The sequence below is a fragment of the Fictibacillus halophilus genome, from assembly GCF_042680145.1.
Taxonomy (GTDB): domain Bacteria; phylum Bacillota; class Bacilli; order Bacillales; family Fictibacillaceae; genus Fictibacillus; species Fictibacillus halophilus_A.
The window spans coordinates 1,634,505-1,650,048 of the sequence record NZ_JBHTNQ010000001.1; the positions used below are offsets into that span (position 1 = coordinate 1,634,505).

At 38.0% G+C, this 15,544-nt stretch carries 16 protein-coding genes, 1 other RNA gene and 1 pseudogene; 3 read left to right on the plus strand and 15 right to left on the minus strand.

Annotated elements, in window-relative coordinates; all coding sequences use genetic code 11:
- Positions 1–22: 22 nt before the first annotated feature.
- The 5 genes from rnpB to ACFQ4X_RS08400 all read right to left on the minus strand — a co-directional run bounded on the left by rnpB (position 23) and on the right by ACFQ4X_RS08400 (position 5,401).
- Positions 23–428: RNase P RNA component class B (rnpB, locus tag ACFQ4X_RS08380), an RNA gene on the minus strand.
- Positions 429–503: 75 nt separating this feature from the next.
- On the minus strand, positions 504–815 hold the full coding sequence (gene gpsB, locus ACFQ4X_RS08385) for a cell division regulator GpsB (protein ID WP_077364143.1): 312 nt from the start codon (positions 813–815) through the stop codon (positions 504–506).
- Between the two features lie 80 nt (positions 816–895).
- Positions 896–1,456: a DUF1273 domain-containing protein gene (locus tag ACFQ4X_RS08390; protein ID WP_379834388.1), complete on the minus strand. Its 561-nt coding sequence runs from the start codon at positions 1,454–1,456 to the stop codon at positions 896–898.
- Positions 1,457–1,869: 413 nt separating this feature from the next.
- Positions 1,870–3,135 (minus strand): ribonuclease H-like domain-containing protein, encoded by a 1,266-nt coding sequence (locus ACFQ4X_RS08395; protein ID WP_379834390.1) that lies wholly within the window; start codon positions 3,133–3,135, stop codon positions 1,870–1,872.
- Positions 3,119–5,401, minus strand: a complete 2,283-nt coding sequence (locus tag ACFQ4X_RS08400; protein WP_379834392.1) for a DEAD/DEAH box helicase — start codon at positions 5,399–5,401, stop codon at positions 3,119–3,121. Before ACFQ4X_RS08400 ends, ACFQ4X_RS08395 begins: the two co-directional genes overlap by 17 nt.
- 192 nt (positions 5,402–5,593) lie before the next feature.
- Between ACFQ4X_RS08400 and ACFQ4X_RS08405 the strand changes: the two genes are divergently transcribed.
- A complete protein-coding gene (locus ACFQ4X_RS08405) occupies positions 5,594–6,019 on the plus strand; it encodes a VOC family protein (RefSeq protein WP_379834394.1) in 426 nt (141 codons plus the stop codon).
- A 405-nt stretch (positions 6,020–6,424) separates the two neighbouring features.
- Here ACFQ4X_RS08405 and ACFQ4X_RS08410 read toward each other — a convergent pair.
- The 3 genes and pseudogenes from ACFQ4X_RS08410 to kynA form a co-directional block, all read right to left on the minus strand.
- Positions 6,425–7,024 (minus strand): annotated as a pseudogene (locus tag ACFQ4X_RS08410) (ABC transporter permease); the annotation flags it as partial.
- A gap of 33 nt (positions 7,025–7,057) precedes the next feature.
- On the minus strand, positions 7,058–7,861 hold the full coding sequence (gene mutM / locus ACFQ4X_RS08415) for a DNA-formamidopyrimidine glycosylase (protein WP_379834396.1): 804 nt from the start codon (positions 7,859–7,861) through the stop codon (positions 7,058–7,060).
- Positions 7,862–7,956: 95 nt separating this feature from the next.
- Complete coding sequence (gene kynA, locus ACFQ4X_RS08420; RefSeq protein ID WP_379834398.1) at positions 7,957–8,805, minus strand: tryptophan 2,3-dioxygenase; 849 nt, start codon at positions 8,803–8,805, stop codon at positions 7,957–7,959.
- A 184-nt stretch (positions 8,806–8,989) separates the two neighbouring features.
- Here kynA and ACFQ4X_RS08425 point away from each other — a divergent pair, with 184 nt between their 5' ends.
- A complete protein-coding gene (locus ACFQ4X_RS08425) occupies positions 8,990–10,270 on the plus strand; it encodes an aminotransferase class I/II-fold pyridoxal phosphate-dependent enzyme (protein WP_379834400.1) in 1,281 nt (426 codons plus the stop codon).
- A 24-nt stretch (positions 10,271–10,294) separates the two neighbouring features.
- Here the strand turns inward: ACFQ4X_RS08425 and ACFQ4X_RS08430 are convergent, their stop codons facing one another.
- From ACFQ4X_RS08430 to ACFQ4X_RS08460, 7 genes are all read right to left on the minus strand, one after another.
- On the minus strand, positions 10,295–10,738 hold the full coding sequence (locus ACFQ4X_RS08430) for an SRPBCC family protein (protein ID WP_379834401.1): 444 nt from the start codon (positions 10,736–10,738) through the stop codon (positions 10,295–10,297).
- A 9-nt stretch (positions 10,739–10,747) separates the two neighbouring features.
- The gene (locus ACFQ4X_RS08435; RefSeq protein WP_379834403.1) at positions 10,748–11,530 is read right to left on the minus strand and encodes a metalloregulator ArsR/SmtB family transcription factor; all 783 of its coding nucleotides are present in this window, start codon (positions 11,528–11,530) and stop codon (positions 10,748–10,750) included.
- A 158-nt stretch (positions 11,531–11,688) separates the two neighbouring features.
- On the minus strand, positions 11,689–11,877 hold the full coding sequence (locus tag ACFQ4X_RS08440; protein ID WP_066290324.1) for an alpha/beta-type small acid-soluble spore protein: 189 nt from the start codon (positions 11,875–11,877) through the stop codon (positions 11,689–11,691).
- A gap of 131 nt (positions 11,878–12,008) precedes the next feature.
- Positions 12,009–12,197: a hypothetical protein gene (locus ACFQ4X_RS08445; protein WP_066290330.1), complete on the minus strand. Its 189-nt coding sequence runs from the start codon at positions 12,195–12,197 to the stop codon at positions 12,009–12,011.
- Positions 12,198–12,260: 63 nt separating this feature from the next.
- Positions 12,261–12,893 carry a phosphatase PAP2 family protein gene (locus ACFQ4X_RS08450; RefSeq protein WP_379834405.1) on the minus strand — a complete coding sequence of 211 codons (633 nt, stop codon included), beginning with the start codon at positions 12,891–12,893 and terminating at the stop codon, positions 12,261–12,263.
- A 67-nt stretch (positions 12,894–12,960) separates the two neighbouring features.
- Positions 12,961–13,878, minus strand: a complete 918-nt coding sequence (locus ACFQ4X_RS08455; RefSeq protein WP_379834406.1) for a rhodanese-related sulfurtransferase — start codon at positions 13,876–13,878, stop codon at positions 12,961–12,963.
- A gap of 85 nt (positions 13,879–13,963) precedes the next feature.
- On the minus strand, positions 13,964–14,452 hold the full coding sequence (locus ACFQ4X_RS08460) for an ankyrin repeat domain-containing protein (protein WP_379834408.1): 489 nt from the start codon (positions 14,450–14,452) through the stop codon (positions 13,964–13,966).
- 194 nt (positions 14,453–14,646) lie between these two features.
- Between ACFQ4X_RS08460 and ACFQ4X_RS08465 the strand changes: the two genes are divergently transcribed.
- Entirely contained in the window at positions 14,647–15,417 is a 771-nt protein-coding gene (locus tag ACFQ4X_RS08465; RefSeq protein WP_379834410.1) for a LysM peptidoglycan-binding domain-containing protein, read from the plus strand.
- The last annotated feature ends 127 nt before the right edge of the window (positions 15,418–15,544 follow it).

Consider the following 15,544-nt stretch of genomic DNA (forward strand, 5'->3'; position numbering starts at 1 on the left):
CTTTAATTAGGTACCAATAACGTTCTGTAAGCCATGTTCTGTTCCTTAGTACTGCAAGCGGCTATTCGCCTCGTACACCGGTGGTAATCATCTATCTACAAAAAGCCTTAGCTTCTTGTTCTCCCATGCGTTCAGTTCCGAAATGGGAAACTCCCCTACCATAATTTGGGTTTCTCGCTCGTGGGGTTTACCTCGTTCCACTCCCTCAGTTTCCATTGGGACTACGTCACTGTGGCACTTTCAAGGTATTAACACCATATCCGAAGACTTAGGTGCGTTCCCTGCCGTTAGCCCAGTAAGCTCATAGAGCAAACCAAGCTACCCTGGCTTATTTTTTGGCCAGGCACGATCATTACGGTCATCTCAGATCCGTGCGAGCATGGACTTTCCTCTAAACCAGAAATCTGGTCCAGCGATTACCCGAACGTTATTGATTTAGTTTTTAAAAGCAAGATTCATTATAGCATGCTGAATTGATAAAAACAAATGGATAATAACTGGAATCAATCGTATAATTTGCTGCCAAAAACATGTTTTTCCAAGTTAGACAAACGCTGAAGAATATCTGAGTTTGTTGTGCTTGAAGTTACTGCAGGCATTCGTCGAGTCGGCTGATCAGAAGAATTTTGAGCTTCGCGACGCAAGCGGTTGTTTTCTTGAACAACTGCATCGTACTCTTTTTGAAAGTTCTCATAGTCTTTAATGATCAAATCTAAGAACTTATCCACTTCATCCTGATCGTAGCCACGAAAGCCTTGTTTAAAGTCTTTTTCTAATATTTCTTTTGCTGTTAAATGAAAACGCTGTTCACTCATGTGAATCACCTCACACAAAGATTCTAAAATTATTTTTTCACTACATGACGTAAATGTCAATTTCTTTCTCTTTTAACCTTTTAACCGTTACGATTCCATTGTTCTTCCTGGACAAGCACATCTAAATCATAAGGTGTAATATAAAATATTTCGTATGAATTGTCCATTTCCTGCTTTTGCTTGGCGGCATCCAAATAATACTTCGGTGAGCCATCCTTTTCTTCGTCGTAAAGAAGTAAAATCGCATCGCTTTTATGGACGAGAAACTGATTTTTCACCCTCAATTGCTGTGGACTTTCATAGGGTTTACGGCTGACTGAATCCACAAAATCTGCATTCAAGAGAATTTCTTGATATTTTTCTTGCACATTTTCTTTCCAGCGAGTTTCCTGTTCTAAAAAAGGAGTAAGGACAGCTAATTTCAGATCAGGATATTCCACCTGCAAATCAAAGACAACATCGGCGGTCCACATCTCCACCCCAGGCTGACCGCTGATTATTACCCATTCTAGCCCCTCATCGATTAGGGAAGTAATTCTTTGTTGCAGTGCTTTCTTTATGTAGTATACCCCTTCGTGATAGTCACTAAAAATACCAAGCTCATGGGCTTTATAACCACTAACCAGCAACGTTTGAAGCATTTGAAAAACCCCCTGTTAATGAAAAACACCCGGCTCTTTCTATAGCCGGGGCTTTCCCATTAAAAGTTTTGTGTTGTGTGACTGATTTGATTGCCAATCATGACTGTTAATCCGACGATTACAAAAAATAAAACAACAATCCACTGCTTCACGTACCATCTCTCCATGCCTAAAATATATCATTTCCCTCTTCTATTTCCGGTTATTTTGCGAAAACAATCGAAACGTACAGATTATTGACGAAAAACACGATGAAATTTCAGGTATTGTGGCGTTTTTTGCGCTTACCCGGGGAATAAAAAAGAGGGGAAATTTATTTTTTCAAAAACATTTTCATGTCCTCTCTTATTCTACAAAAAACATGGGCGATTGAGAAGAGATATTTTGAATAAATTCATAAATTTGACGAATTTTTACGAATATTGGATGATCCGTTGCTCCAATCGTTCGATTCTTTTTGCAAACGCCTGTTTTTCCTGCTCTTCTTTCCTCTTAACGAGCCTTTTTTTACCCTTCCAGATCGTAAAAGCCTGAATAGCAAAATCTAATGCTTTTTCATAATCTTTTTGTGCATGTTCATAATATTTAGAGAGTTCAATTGCCGGTTCTTCGTCCAGGTTATTTTCTCGGATCAATTCCTGCCAAAATCGAACAGAAACATCTATTTGATTTTGTTTTTTGTATAGAGATGCGAGTGATTTCTTTGATTGATATTGAAGTGATGCTCCAGTATCTAGCACTTCATTATAAAAAGCAATCGCTCGATCTTGTTCATTCAAAGCTTCAAACCAACGTGCAGCTTCAAATGTTTCTCTTTCCGTTCGAAAACCCTTTCCTTGAACGAGGCTGGACATATGAGTATAAAGCGTGATTAAAGAAAGTACATCCCACTCATTATGCTGAAAGACTCCCTCCAGTAAAGAAGGATCTCCCTCATTGCAATATTGGAAATAAAGCATGGGAGCCAAGTAGCCAGGGGTATCATGAATTCTGTTGACTCCCAGGATTTCTTTTTCCACTACTGATAATTTCACAGCTGACAATGATTCTTTCCAAAGCCTTCTCGCTCCGTGCAGAAGGTCAAAATGGCCAAACTCCGGCAAAGAAGGAACATAATCACGAATTAATGTATGTCTAGTTTTCACTTGCGGCCAATCAAACGATTTTCCGTTATAGGTCACTAAGTTCCGAAGCTCTTTTACATGATTTAAAAAGTAATGATACAGTGCCACTTCAGAACCTGGACCAGGCAGAAAAAATTGATTTACAAGTACATGATCCTCTTTTATCTGGCTCATACCGAGCATAAAGATTGTATTGCCTGCCCCGCCGCTCAAACCCGTCGTTTCCGTATCGAAGAAAAGAAGCTGAGACGCATCCAAATCTTTAGCGTTTAACGGATGTGCCGCCTTAATATCTTGCCACCTTATTACAGCATCCTTGACATCTGAGAACCGGTACCTTCCCCACATATGATCAAGCGGGTATTCTACTTTTCGGATGATGCAATAATCATCCTCAAAAAAGTAAGGCGTTGCACCGAACTTTTTCCAATATTCCACATGATCAATTATTTTGCCGTTTTCCTTTTCAGTTGTCGATTGAGGAGGAAAGACATCCGTCGAAACAGGATTGACCATATGCTTTTTTAGTCGTTTCAATTTATTTTGAATCGACATGATGCGGCACTCCTTTAATTTGAGCAATTAATTTTACAGCTAATGCTTTACTGTTGTTGCCTTCTTCCAGTGTTCCGGTACAAGATGGACATCCCTTTTCGCAAGGACATTTTTCAATCATAGACAGAGCTTGATCTAAAACGGTCTCCCAAGATCCATATACCTTTTCACTTAAACCAATCCCGCCTGGATAACGATCATAAATAAAAATAGTAGGCTGCTGGTTATGAACGGCTTTTACCTGAGGAACAACATGTAAGTCATTTGCATCACACATTACAAAAAGAGGAGCAACGTGACGCAAAACATGTGCAATACCCAATAAACCGGCTTCTAATTTTTCCTCAGTAAGATTTTCATTAAGAAAAGTCAGCCATGTTGCTGAAGTATGAAGTTCTTCTTCAGGTAAATGAATTGGACCTGAACCGATGTTATCATGTGTTTCAAATTTAATTTTCTTAAAAATCGTAGCTTTTGCTACGACCATGACATCGCCATACGCTTTTTCGTTTTGGTCATTTTTCGTTTCTTTATCGACCTCTAAAACATTCAGCGAAACGGCAAGGTTTGCATCAGTAAAATAATCGACATCAACTTCACGTACATAAGCTTTCTTTTCCTCATAATCGAACTTTTCAACTTGATATTGAGTTCCTTGATGAAGATAAATTGCTTCTTCATGTAAAAGAGTCATAGAACTAAAACGATCCATTTCACCAATAACTTTCACATCTGCCACATTTGTTTGATCAATGATGATAACGTTTTCCTGGGACGCTGAACGCAAGCTAATGTTGTGCGCCGGAAACGAATCATTCATCCAGTAAAAATGTTTTCCTCTTTTATGAAGCACTTGTTCATCAACTAAAAATTCAAGCACATCTTCTATTTCCTGATTGCCGAATTTTTCGTTTTCCTGAAATGGCAGTTCATAAGCTGCGCATTTCAAGTGATCAACTAATATGATCAAATTGTCGGGATTCATGCGGGCAGATTCAGGTGAACGCTCGAAAAAGTAATCAGGATTCTGTATGACATATTGATCAAGCGGCGATGAGGATGCAACCATGATGACAACACTCTCATCCTGCCGTCTTCCAGCTCGTCCTGCCTGCTGCCACGCGCTTGCGATCGAGCCAGGATAACCTGTTAAAATACAAGCATGAAGCTGTCCGATATCTACACCAAGTTCAAGGGCATTTGTTGAAACAACACCCATAATATCTCCGTTTCGGAGACCTTTTTCAATAGCACGCCGCTGTTTAGGGAGATAGCCACCGCGATATCCTTGTATTGATTTAGTGCCAAATTCTTTTTTAACCAATTCCTGCAGGTAAGTAAGCAGTATTTCCACTCTTACCCGGCTTCTCGCGAAAACGATTGTCTGGATGTGATTCTCTAAAAAGAGCTTAGCCAAATTACGGGCTTCAAGCGTAGCACTTCTCCTCACATTGAGCGGCTTATTAACAACTGGTGGATTGTAGAATAAAAAATGTTTTCTCCCCGCTGGCGCACCATTATTATTAATTAATGTCATAGGATTTCCGGTAAGCTGTTCAGCCAGCTCTTTTGGATTAGCGATTGTCGCTGACGTACAGATAAAAATAGGGTCACTTCCGTAGAAATTACAAATGCGTTTTAAACGTCGAATGACATTTGCTACATGACTTCCAAAAACACCACGATATGTATGAAGCTCATCAATAACCACATACTTTAAGTTCTCGAATAAGGCTACCCACTTTGTATGATGAGGCAAAACTGCAGCATGAAGCATATCTGGATTCGTCATGACGATATTCCCTGCTTTTCTCACGACTTGACGGATATTAGCAGGAGTATCTCCGTCATACGTATAACTTTTAATATCTAATCCCATCTCATCAATTAGTTCATTAATCTCTGCTTTTTGATCTTGTGCAAGTGCTTTTGTCGGAAAAAGATATAAAGCTCTTGCTTCTGGATTCTTTGCGACCTCTTGTAATACAGGCAGGTTGTAGCAAAGCGTTTTACCAGAAGCCGTTGGTGTAACCGCGACAAAGCTTTCTTGACGGATTGCTGTTTCATACGCTGACAGCTGGTGTACATACAATGAAGAAATCCCTCTTTTTTTAAGAGCGGATTGAATATTTGGATGCAAAGTTTCCGGAAGCGGGACAGATACTGCTTCCCGTGGTTCTATCGTCTTCCAATGCACAATTTGTTTGAATATATCAGGCTCACGCAAAACATCCATAACTTGTTGAATGGATTTTTTTCGAAACATGGTTCTCACCTCACTATCTATTTTAACGAATATTTGTTCGTAATGAAACAGGGACTTAAACATAATGTCCAAGTCCTGTCCTGTTTTTTATTTTTTTAAAATTGCATACAATCGACTTATGGAAATATTGTACTTTTCAATGATAAAATATAATTGAACAGACGTAAAAAAATGTAAATGGGAGTGAAAAAAATGTCAGTAGATGTTTACCTTAATTTCAATGGGAATTGCCGTGAAGCTGTAGAATTTTACGCTGAAGTATTTAAGACAGAAAAACCGCAGATTATGACGTTTGGTGAAGCCCCGCCAAACCCAAATTACGAACTTCCAGAAGAGGCTAAAGATTTAGTTATGCACACCCGTTTAAATATTGATGGCAGCAATGTAATGTTTTCAGATACATTTCCAGGCATGCCGTTTGTAGAAGGAAACAACGTAACCCTTGCTATTGTTAATAAAGATATAGAGCAAATTAAATCGATATACGAGGGTTTAAAAGAAGACGGAAAAGTTGTGATGGAACTACAAGAGACGTTCTGGAGCAAGCTTTATGGACAAGTTACCGATAAATTCGGCATTCATTGGCAGCTAAATTATGATAATGGTGAAAGTTTCTAAGCAAATTTTTAACTCATATTATTAAGGGGACGACTCAAAAGTATAAAAACTTTTGGGGTCATGACTCTTTTTATTAGGCTGTTTTCGCATTGTTGCTCTTGAAAGTGGTTGATTTCCGTTTCAGATGCTCGTTTTTCGCGGGGCGTGCGGTGAGCCACCTTGTCGCTTTGTCTCACCTGTCAAGCTACTCCCGCAGGACAAGGAAGGCTTCGGCAGAGTTACATCGCACGAAGAAAATGCGATTTTCATTTTCGAGGAGTCTCGCATCTTACACTCCGATCAACTGTCAAAGAAGAGGATTTACAAAATGAACTGAAAGCAAGTCGATAAGATAGCTGTAAAAATAAAAAATTGGGGCTGTCAAAAGTAAGTTTACTTATTTTTGTGATAGCCCTTTTTTTAATCTTAATCAAGAATCAATTGGCTTCTCTCGTTGAAAAACTGTTTATATCCTAAATGCAAAAATAGGATTACAGAGAGTGAAACGCTTCCAACGATACCTAATATGACAGCTATTTGGTATTCTATTGCAACGATAGGTGAGGTCCCTGATAATATTTGACCTGTCATCAAGCCTGGCAAAAAAACAATTCCCATACCAACCATAGAATTAATTGCGGTAATCATTGCTGCATCAAAGGCTTCATTGGTAACCTTTTTTGAAGCCGCTTTTGGTGTTGCTCCCAGCATTAAAGCTCCTTCCACTTCCTCCCGATGTGATTTCATACCAGTAATCAGGTTGTTCACACCTAATGTGATGCCTGTCATTGAATTACCAATAATCATACCGGCGATCGGTATAAAATAACGTGGTTCATACCATGGAGATACATTTATTACGATAATAATAAAATAAAAGAGACTAAAAAATATACCTAGCGTCATAGACAGAGCAATTATTTTTTTCATCTTTAGATTAATCCTTGTGTTCGATCGCTTGTAAACATTGTAGATAGCAAATACTTGCATAACGCAAATGCAAAATAGAGTTAATATGGGGTGTGCATTTTCAAAAAAGGTATACTGTAATCCCTAACATTATCTTTGGCATTTCGGACAATAGAATGATTTAATTGCCGAACTTTCTACCCTTACAATTTTAGTTTCACAGCGGAAGCAATTTTGGCCTTCCCTTTCGTAAACAAGACGATTATCATTATACCCTCCTGTTTTCTTATCACCTTCGTACATCGGGTTATCCATATAGCCCCCCAGCTCAATCGCCTTTGTTAATACAGGTTTGATTGCAACATACAGTGATTTTGTTTGTTCCTCTGTTAGGTTATTGGCTTTTTCAAGGGGATTAAGTTTTGCTTTGTAACAAATCTCATCTGAATAACAGTTACCGATACCTGCAATAAATTTTTGATTTACTAGTAATGGCTTTAGTGCTCCTTTTTTCTTGCTGATCATCTTCTCAAAATCTTCTGCACTTACTTCAAAGGGTTCAGGGCCAAGATCGGCAAGTATCTCTTCTAATTCCTCGTTCGATAAAAGATGAAGATACCCCAGCCTCAATCCAATAAAATAAAGCTTAAGATCACCAAAGGATAAAATCACTTGTTTTGTCCGGTCAGGTCCATTACTTTCATTCCCTAAAAACATCCATCCTCCAAGCATTAAGTGCAATAAAAGATTCTGTCCTGAGCTCAACTCAAAAATAAGATGCTTTGCTCTTCTATTAATTTGGATTATAGTCTCCCCTTGAACGTGGGAAGTGAAATCTTTTACATGCTTATTAATTGATTTTTCTCTATTAATCTCCACGTCTGTAATGGTTTTATTGATGATGTTGTGACTTAACAGTATTCGATATGTTTCCATCTCTGGCAGTTCTGGCATTTTTTTGCTCCTTAAGGTTCCTTCCCTTATTATTGAGCCGGGTTTTATTTTTATGTACACAAAAAGGACGGCCCAATTAGCCGTCCTTTAATATCTTATATACTTGTTCTTAAATCCCAAAGCTCAGGGAAGAAACGCTGATCTAATACTTTTTTCAAGTAGTTAACACCAGATGATCCGCCTGTTCCTACTTTAAATCCGATAATTCGTTCAACTGTTTTCATATGACGGAATCGCCACTGCTGAAGCCAGTCTTCTATGTCTACTAGCTTCTCTGCAAGCTCATATAGATCCCAATACTTTTCAACATTTTTATAGACTTCAAGCCAAGCTGCTTCAACGGAACTATTGTACTCATAACGTTTTGTTACATCACGGTTTAATACTTCTTCATCAATATGGAGCCCTGCTTTAGCAAGCGCCTGAATTGATACATCATAAAGACTAGGTGTATGAAGAGCAGCTGTCAGCTGTTCATGCAGATCTGCATCTTTTTTATAGATTTCTAATATATGAGGCGTTTTATATCCTAAAGCAAATTCAATCATGCGATATTGATAAGATTGAAAACCAGATGCTTGTCCAAGTTTGTCGCGGAACTCCATATATTCTGCTGGAGTAAGTGTTGATAGAACATCCCACGATTCAATTATTTGAGACTGAATCTTTGATACGCGAGCAAGCATCTTAAAAGCTGAATGCAGATTACCGTTTTCTATTGAAGAAATAGCTGATCTTGTTTCATGTAAGATTAATTTCATCCAAAGTTCACTTACCTGGTGAATAATAATAAACAGCATCTCGTCATGGTGGCCAGAAAGCCTTTTTTGACTTGATAAAATTTGATCAAGCTGCAGATATTCTCCATAAGTCATCTGATTAATAAAGTCAGTATAAATCCCTTTTTCAGTTTCTTTACTGTCCAATTTTTTCTGTTCTGTCATTTGATCCACTCCCCATAGGACATAAAAACTTTGTTAACGCTTTCATTATACATGAAATTTTGAATTTCTTTTAGCATTTATTTAAAAGGACAAATCTCAAAAATTTTTATATCGAACATTGAAGGTAATTGTAAAATTTTACCGAAATAGACAAACATTCAAATATTCGAAAAGGTGGTTTCATATGACACAGATTCAAACGAAGTACATTGATATCTTTGATAAATGTAAAACAAATGAAGGTTATTTCGGGGACTTCCGGGTTTCAGATGATCAGTATTTTGTATCACCAGTTTTAGATTCTGTTCCCGGAACAGTAATGTCATTTAAAGGACAAGACAAAATCATGTGGGCTACTAACAACTATTTAGGGTTGGCAGAAAACGAAGATATAAAGAAAATCGCAGTGGAAACAGCCGAAGAATGGGGTGTTAGCGGTCCAATGGGCTGCCGCATGGTTAGCGGCAACACGCGGGAGCATGTACTGCTTGAAGAGGAACTAGCTTCTTTCGCTGAAAAAGAGTCTTCTATCCTTTTTAACTTTGGTTATTTAGGCATTATCGGTACGATTGCTTCGCTTGTTGGCAAAGATGATATCGTAATCATGGATAAGCTTTGTCATGCTTCTATCATAGACGCAGCAAAACTCGCGGTCAGCGATCCGCGGAACCTTCGTGTTTTCCGGCATAATGACATGAACAGTCTTGAAAAATTATTAAAGGCAGTAAATAAGAACCGTAAAGGCGGTGTACTAATACTAACAGAAGGTGTGTATGGAATGACAGGTGACATCGCAAAGCTAGATGCGATTTGTGATCTTAAAGAAAAGTATGATGCACGTCTTTTTGTCGATGATGCACATGGGTTCGGAGTAATGGGGCCGGGCGGTAAAGGTGTTGGTGAGCATTTTGGAGTTCAAGACAGAGTAGATATATACTTATCTACTTTTGCAAAAGCCTTTACTGCTATTGGCGGTGTTTCAGCTGCAAACAAGGAAGTTGTGGATTGGATTCACTACAATGCAAGAACGCAAATTTTCGCAAAAAGTTTGCCGATGGTTTATGTAAAAAGTCTTCGGAAAACATTAGAGCTTGTTTCGTCAGGTCATGACCGCCGCCATAGACTTTTTCAAGTATCACAAAAGCTTTCAAACGGTTTAAGAGAATTAGGTTATTTTGTAGCTGATACTCCTTCCCCTATTATTTCTGTTTATGTTCCTGGGGGCGACCTTCAAATGGGACTTCATTGGGTTAGATACTTACGAGATAACAGCTTGTTTCTACAAGCTGTTATGTATCCGGTTATCCCAAAAGGATTGTTCATGTTCCGCATTATACCGACTGCAAGTCATACTGATGATCAGATTGATACTACTCTTCAAATTTTCAAGAGATTACGTGATGAGCATAGTTTACAGCTAAATGTAAATTTAAGGGCAGTCGACAGAATATATGCAAATAATTAAAGGAAAAAAGCTTGAGATCAGTTCTCAAGCTTTTTGTTTTTCCAGGATTTTTTTAATTTTTATCAAATCTTTTTTATTAGCTTTTTTCATCATTAAAGACATAAATGGAACAAATATTTTAGAAAAACCTGATGGAACTCCTTTATTCCGTAAAGTCATTCGTGTTTGATTTCCATTAATAGATTCCCAAGTATAAGTCGTTTCCATTGGAAACGGCCCATCAGCCGTTTTCATAACGAGCTTTTGCCCTGGAATATAATCTGCAATCTCGTATATATACTCCAATCTTCTTCCTAAAAACTCTGCTATGAATGCTATTTTAGAACCGGTTTGTAGTGTTTTCTCGGTTTGCCATTCTGCGGATTTGATGTTCACATACCAATCTGGAGCATGATCAGGATTTGCTGCATACTGAGCTACATTTTCTAGAGGACTATTAATAATTATTTCTGTTACGACATTTACCATTTCTGCACCTTATTTCTTTTCTATAAAATTCTTTAAATGAACAGCAAGAAGTTCATTCCAGCCATGCCGATGAGCTTCTTCCCAATGTGGTTCAAGAATTCCTGCAGCATGGTGTGTCAGTTGAAGAAAAGTCTTATTATCTTCCTCAGATAACTTATAAGAATAAAAGCTGTTAACAGCACCACTCATACCCAGCAGTCCATTTAACCGAATTTCCTCATTCTCTTTAAAATAAGTTACCGTTCCCCATAAGGCACCTTCACCATTACCCCAGTCTTCGTAAAAGCGACCCGTCAAATGGGGTTCAAAGATTAAAGTTGAACTTTCTTCTCCGAGTCTAAACTTCCACCAGCTGTTTATGTCTTTCGTCAACGCTTTAAATACAGTTTCTTTTGCTGCCTGTATAACTATCTCTTGTTCGATCTCGAATGAGTCTACTTTTCTTTCAGTTGTTTGTTCCATTTTCTCCTCTTCCCTTTCTTCTACTAAGTTTTTTAGTTGTATCAATCCTTGGGCAAGTGGTGCTTCATATTTGCTGACCCACCTGTTATAAAGCTTCTGCAGCGGGATCACATTTAAATAGTTGAGGCGCACCCTTCCTTTTCGCCTGATAATTACGAGGTTAGCATCAACAAGAACACTAAGATGTTTCATGATTGCATATCTCGAAACATCATACTTTTCACTTATCTCACCTGTAGAAAGCGGCTGCTTCTTTAAATCGTCCAAAATATCAATACGAATTGGATGTGATAATGCTTTAAAGACATCAACTAGATCTTGGTTAACCATTTCGCTAAATACCACCCTCTTTGCTTTAGATTATATGTGCCAAATTGGTAACATTTAATGTGTGACTAAATGGTAACATTATAAATATAAGTTGTCTACAAAAAAAAATAAAAACCCGGGACGAATCCCGGGTTTTTTCTTACAAGGAGGTTGCTGGATTAACGAAGTCCGCCTAACGCTTGTGCTACAAGACGCTTAGTGATTTCGCCACCAACAGATCCGTTTGCACGAGAAGTTGTGTCTGGTCCAAGATGTACTCCGAACTCAGCAGCGATCTCTTGCTTCATTGCATCAAGAGCTCCTTGTGCTCCAGGAACTACGATTTGGTTGCTTTGGTTACGTGCCATGCGATTTCCCTCCTTTGGGAGATAATATGTACGGAAAAGCAGAGATGTTTTTCCGTTAAAGGTAGTATGGGTTAATTTTGAAAACCTATTCATAGAAATATAAATTTTTTTCAAAAAAAAACAAGAACTCGTCATAAGTCCTTGTTTTGCGTCTCTTTGCTTAGTAAATCTTCTTCTACTAATTGAGCTCTTTTTAATTCTTTTGCAGAATGTTTTTTAAAAAATACAACTGTTCGCCAAGCGAATATTGTAAAGATGGCTAGTGTTATAAAAGCTGGTATATACTCAAGTTTGTTTTCAGGAAACACAATTGGCAGCATCTCTTTGCACCCTCTCGTAAACATTACGACTTATTATATCAAAAAACCAGAACAATTGAAAATCTATAAATAGGTATTCTTATTGTTTTGTATCTCTGCAGATTTAGCATTTAAAGTTTTGTATATAACTGTTAAACAAACACAAAAAGCTAATCCAATACTGAATCCTGCAAGTATATCTGATGGAAAGTGTACTCCTACATAGACGCGGCTTACGCTCAAGAAAAATGGAAGAATTGCACCGATCCAAAGAATCCATGGCTTTTGGAATTTTTTATAGAGCAAGAATGCTGAAAATAAATAGAAAGATGTTCCTACCATAGCGTTCCCGCTGGGGAAACTAAACCCATCCTCTTCTAATAAACGACTCCCTAATGGACGTTCCCTTTCAAATACATTCTTTAATAGAAGATTCACACCATAGGAAATTCCTATACTTGCAAGCAGAAGAATACCGCTCAGCCAGTTTCTAAAAAGGAATAAACCTATTACACCAAATATACATAATGACGCTAATACTTTGGCATCGCCCACATATGTAAAGGCGGTAACAATTTCATTTAACGTATCGTTTCTCAAACTTAGAATGAATTCTCTTACAGCATCATCGAATGCACGTACTATCCGAGAGTCATAAAATACAAATAATAAAAAACACATAATACAGACACATAGTAAAAGATTATACTTTTTCATATATCTTCATTCCTCCTAATAATTATTTTACGCTATATAACAAAAAATAGGAGAAAAAAAAGCCCTCCTATTTAGGAGAGCTTTCTCGTTCTTGTTCTTTTATATAGCGATTCCAAGGATGCTCAAGACATTCCTTGCTGCAAGATCGCTTATGTTCCTTTTCACAATCCTCACACATTAATAGGTGTGCATTACATTCAGGGTTTCCGCATTTCACATAACGTTCTTCAGGATTTCCGCAGTGACAGCATCTGCCGACAACCGTTTCTTCACCGCTTCGATTTACTGGAACTGAGATTCGTTCATCAAAGACATAGCATTTCCCATCCCAGAGCTTCCCTTTTGCCTCTTCGTCATAACCATAGCTGATTATTCCGCCTGCTAGCTGAGAAACATCCTTAAATCCCTCTTTTAAAAGAAAACCAGAGAACTTCTCACAGCGGATTCCACCTGTGCAATACGTTAGTACTTTCTTATCTTTAAACTGACTAAAGTTTTCCCTCACCCATTGTGGAAGTTCTCTAAATGTCTCCACATCAGGTCTGATCGCATTTTTGAAATGTCCAAGATCATATTCATACGTATTACGTGCATCCAGGATTACTACGTCTTCTTGCTCCATAGCTGCAAGCCATTCTTTTGGGGAAAGGTGCTTACCTGTAGTTTCATTTGGATTTACATCATCCTCAAGACTTAGATGCACTAATTCAGGTCTCACTCTGACTTTCATCTTTTTAAATGCATGAAATTCTGAAGTTTCTATTTTGAAAACTGTATCTGCAAATCTAGGATCATTTTTCATATCATCCATATATTTTTGGGTCTGTTCAATCGTTCCGGAAACCGTTCCATTTATTCCTTCACGGGCAACTAGGATGCGCCCTTTTAAGCCAAGTTCCTTACAATAGGCAAGATGTTCTTCTTTAAATGATTCCGGATCATCTATAGTTACATATTTGTAATACAACAAAACTTGATATTGCATAATTCCACCTACTTCTGCTTCTTAAAAACTCCTTTCTTATAATAACAAATTATTAAAAAAAGAAAAATACAGGCTGCCCTGTATTTTAGATTTTATTTAGTGTATAGTTTCGCAATACAGAAGCGGCTTCATGAAGTTGTTCATCTTCAGTCAATTCTAATGCTGTTTTTCCATCTTCTTTTGCTGAATAAGGATCTGCTCCTTGTTCTAAGTAAAAAAGAATCATTTCAGGATCATTATTGTGAGCTGCCTGATGCAGCACGGTCCATCCCCCGCTTTGTTTTTCATTAATATCGGCACCATGAGAAAGCAGTATACTCATCATTTCTTTACGGTTGTTCTTATTTGCAGCTGCCGCGTGAAGCGGTGTGTTAGCCATCTCATTTCCTGATTTTATATGTATGTTTGCTCCATTTTGAAGCAAGAGTGCTGCTGCTTCAGTATTTCCGAAATGAGCGGCTAGATGAAGCGGTGACCATCCATCTTGAATCTGATTCACATCGGTATTCTTATCGTTTAATAGCGTTTGTAATTCGTAAACATTTCCTTCCATAGCAGCTTTATGCAAACTCATAACATCATCCCTTTACATTTTTTTAACTTACTTCAACAATTCGACATGGAATTCCTTTAAAAAGAACGAAACTGCCACCTTAGATACATTTATTTACAAAAATTCTCTGCCATTCCCAGTTGTTTGAGCGCTTACATTGTGTGAATATTTAATTAGTGGGATTCGTTGGAGGAACTGGGATATCGGGGGATATAATGCGTTTAAAAATTGCTTCTTTAAGTATTTCAGCTTTTCTTTTGATGGGGTCTGCAACATATGCAGCAACGCCATATACGGTTCAGCAGAACGATACTCTTTGGAGTATCTCTCAAGATAAAAATGTTAGTTTGAACAACATAATTGGAATGAACCTATTAAACAGTTCATCGATTTATGCTGGACAAACTCTTTATGTTCCATCGTCTTCAAAACAATATACAGTAAAATCTGGAGACACATTATATAAAATCGCTTCGGCGTCAAATGTTAGTCTATGGGCAATCCAACAGGCAAACCCGCAAGTACGACAAATCAACTGGGTTTACCCTGGACAAGTTTTAGATCTGCCAGCTTCTGCTGCACAACAACCTGCCGCACCTGCTCCTGCTCAATCTTCTGTTGGTGCATACGCAACTCAAGTTTCACAATTGGTGAATCAAGAACGCCAAAAAGCAGGCCTTGCCCCATTAACACTTGATGCTGAATTAAGCAATGTTGCTTTGGCAAAAGCAAAAGACATGATTGCTAAGAATTATTTCGACCACAATTCACCAACTTATGGTTCACCTTTTGACATGATGCGCAGCTTTGGTATCGATTACACAGCAGCAGGTGAAAACATTGCCAAAGGGCAGACTTCACCACAAGCTGTTATGAACGATTGGATGAATAGCCCAGGTCACAGACAAAACATTTTAAGCACAAATTATGATTCTATTGGAGTTGCTTATTATCAAGGAGCTTGGGTACAGCTTTTCAAAAAATAAAGATCTTCCAGACGATTTCCACGAAAAAAGCATGCAGCTACTGGCCGCATGCTTTTTTATTTATGCAGTTTTTGTAATCTTTAAGATCGTTTTAGTGTGTGTCCCTCGTTGACAAGTTGATTGGAAC

Coding starts and splice junctions, on each gene's coding strand:
- ACFQ4X_RS08445 (WP_066290330.1), bottom strand. CDS start 12,197: ATGCTGCCAATTGTGTTTCCTGAAAACAAACTTGAGTATATACCAGCT.
- ACFQ4X_RS08400 (WP_379834392.1), bottom strand. CDS start 5,401: ATGTTTCGAAAAAAATCCATTCAACAAGTTATGGATGTTTTGCGTGAG.
- kynA (WP_379834398.1), bottom strand. CDS start 8,805: ATGACAGAACAGAAAAAATTGGACAGTAAAGAAACTGAAAAAGGGATT.
- ACFQ4X_RS08395 (WP_379834390.1), bottom strand. CDS start 3,135: ATGTCGATTCAAAATAAATTGAAACGACTAAAAAAGCATATGGTCAAT.
- ACFQ4X_RS08435 (WP_379834403.1), bottom strand. CDS start 11,530: ATGGTTAACCAAGATCTAGTTGATGTCTTTAAAGCATTATCACATCCA.
- ACFQ4X_RS08405 (WP_379834394.1), top strand. CDS start 5,594: ATGTCAGTAGATGTTTACCTTAATTTCAATGGGAATTGCCGTGAAGCT.
- ACFQ4X_RS08425 (WP_379834400.1), top strand. CDS start 8,990: ATGACACAGATTCAAACGAAGTACATTGATATCTTTGATAAATGTAAA.
- ACFQ4X_RS08450 (WP_379834405.1), bottom strand. CDS start 12,893: ATGAAAAAGTATAATCTTTTACTATGTGTCTGTATTATGTGTTTTTTA.
- ACFQ4X_RS08390 (WP_379834388.1), bottom strand. CDS start 1,456: ATGCTTCAAACGTTGCTGGTTAGTGGTTATAAAGCCCATGAGCTTGGT.
- ACFQ4X_RS08430 (WP_379834401.1), bottom strand. CDS start 10,738: ATGGTAAATGTCGTAACAGAAATAATTATTAATAGTCCTCTAGAAAAT.
- gpsB (WP_077364143.1), bottom strand. CDS start 815: ATGAGTGAACAGCGTTTTCATTTAACAGCAAAAGAAATATTAGAAAAA.
- ACFQ4X_RS08460 (WP_379834408.1), bottom strand. CDS start 14,452: ATGAGTTTGCATAAAGCTGCTATGGAAGGAAATGTTTACGAATTACAA.
- ACFQ4X_RS08440 (WP_066290324.1), bottom strand. CDS start 11,877: ATGGCACGTAACCAAAGCAACCAAATCGTAGTTCCTGGAGCACAAGGA.
- mutM (WP_379834396.1), bottom strand. CDS start 7,861: ATGCCAGAACTGCCAGAGATGGAAACATATCGAATACTGTTAAGTCAC.
- ACFQ4X_RS08455 (WP_379834406.1), bottom strand. CDS start 13,878: ATGCAATATCAAGTTTTGTTGTATTACAAATATGTAACTATAGATGAT.
- ACFQ4X_RS08465 (WP_379834410.1), top strand. CDS start 14,647: ATGCGTTTAAAAATTGCTTCTTTAAGTATTTCAGCTTTTCTTTTGATG.